Below are 2,295 nucleotides of genomic sequence, written 5' to 3' on the forward strand. Positions count from 1 at the left end.
GCTTTGACAGTTGGTCCAAAAATCGATTATGTTTTAGTTAAAACTTTCAATCAATATACTTTTGAGCCAATCAATGTTGTTTTGGCTAAAAACTTAGTTGGAAAACAATTCGGAAAAGGATTTTTCTTAAGTGAAGATGACGCTGATTTTGACAATGTGAAAAACGGTGACAAAAAACTTCCTTACAAAATCTTAACAGAAGCAAAAGGAGCAGATTTAGTAGAAATCCGTTATGAGCAATTATTGCCTTACGTATTGCCATATCAAAACGCTGAAAATGCATTTAGAGTAATTTCTGGAGATTTCGTTACTACAGAAGACGGAACAGGAATCGTGCATACAGCTCCAACTTTTGGTGCAGACGATGCTAAAGTAGCAAAAGAAGCAAAACCAGAAGTGCCGCCAATGTTGGTTCTTAGACGAAAACGGAACAGCAGTTCCTTTAGTTGATTTACAAGGAAAATTCACTTCTTATGTAGGTGATTTGGCTGGTAAATATGTTAAAAACGAATATTACGATGCAGGACAGGCTCCAGAGAAATCTGTAGATGTTGAAATCGCTATTCGTCTTAAAGAAGAAAATAAAGCATTTAAAGTTGAAAAATACGTGCACAGTTATCCGCATAGCTGGAGAACAGACGAGCCGTTATTATACTATCCTCTAGATTCATGGTTCATCAAAGTAACCGATGTAAAAGATAGAATGTTCGACCTGAACGAAACTATCAATTGGAAACCTAAATCTACTGGTGAAGGACGTTTTGGAAATTGGCTTAAAAATGCTAATGATTGGAACTTATCTCGTTCTAGATATTGGGGTATTCCTTTGCCAATTTGGAGAACAGAAGATAAAACAGAAGAAGTTATTATCGGTTCTGTTGAAGAATTGTACAATGCAATCGAAAAATCAATCGAAGCAGGTTTCCAAAAAGAAAATCCGTTTAAAGGATTTGAAATCGGAAATATGTCTGAGGCAAATTACGATTTAATTGATTTACACAAAAATGTGGTTGATGGACTTACTTTAGTTTCGGCTTCAGGGAAACCAATGAAGCGTGAAAGTGATCTAATCGACGTTTGGTTTGATTCTGGAGCGATGCCTTATGCACAATGGCATTATCCTTTTGAAAACAAAGAAAAAATTGATGATAACAAAGATTTTCCAGCAAATTTCATTGCAGAAGGAGTAGATCAAACACGTGGATGGTTCTATACTTTGCATGCAATCGGAACTTTGGTTTTTGATAAAGTAGCCTATAAAAACGTAGTTTCTAATGGTTTGGTTTTAGATAAAAATGGAATTAAAATGTCTAAGAGTAAAGGAAATACGATAGACCCATTTAAAACCATTGCAGAAAACGGTCCAGATGCTACACGTTGGTATATGATTATGAATGCAAATCCGTGGGATAACTTGAAGTTTGACCTTGAAGGAATTGCTGAGGTTAAACGTAAATTCTTCGGAACACTTTACAATACCTATTCATTCTTCTCGTTATATGCTAACATCGACGGATTTAAATACGAAGAAGCTGAAATTCCGTTAAACGAAAGACCAGAAATCGATCAGTGGATTATTTCTGAATTACATTCGTTAATAAAATTCGTTGACGAATGCTACGAAGATTATGAGCCAACAAAAGCTACAAGAGCCATTTCTGACTTCGTTCAAGAGAATTTAAGTAACTGGTACGTTCGTTTATGCCGTCGTCGTTTCTGGAAAGGAGAATATGCAAAAGATAAAATTGCAGCTTATCAAACGCTTTATACTTGTTTATTAACTATAAGCAAATTAAGCGCTCCAGTAGCTCCGTTTTTTATGGATAAATTATACAGAGATTTGACAGCTTCTACGGGAACCGAGGATTTTACTAGTGTTCACTTGGCTGAGTTTCCAAAATTTGTCGAAAACTTTGTTAATAAAACGTTAGAGAGCAAAATGCAGAAGGCTCAAACTATCTCATCTTTGGTTTTATCACTACGTAAAAAAGAGATGATAAAAGTTCGTCAACCTCTGCAAAAGGTAATGATTCCAGTACTTGACGAGAATCAGCGTGCTGAAATCGAAGCGATTTCTGACCTTGTAAAAGCTGAGGTAAATGTTAAAGAAATTGAACTTTTAGACGATGCTTCAGGTATTTTGGTAAAACAAATTAAGCCTAATTTTAAGGCGCTTGGACCGCGTTTCGGTAAAGATATGGGTCTGATTTCTAAGGAGATACAGGGTTTTTCTGCAGAGCAGATCAATCAGCTGGACAAGCAAGGAACGCTAGATATTGTTATTGCAGGAAATAG

1 pseudogene is annotated in these 2,295 nt (G+C 35.8%); it reads left to right on the top strand.

Going from position 1 to position 2,295, the window contains the following annotated elements:
• Positions 1–2,295, top strand: a pseudogene (ileS, locus tag B3J44_RS03245) (isoleucine--tRNA ligase); the annotation flags it as partial.

This window comes from Flavobacterium sp. UBA4854 (assembly GCF_002399805.1).
GTDB lineage: Bacteria > Bacteroidota > Bacteroidia > Flavobacteriales > Flavobacteriaceae > Flavobacterium > Flavobacterium ginsengisoli.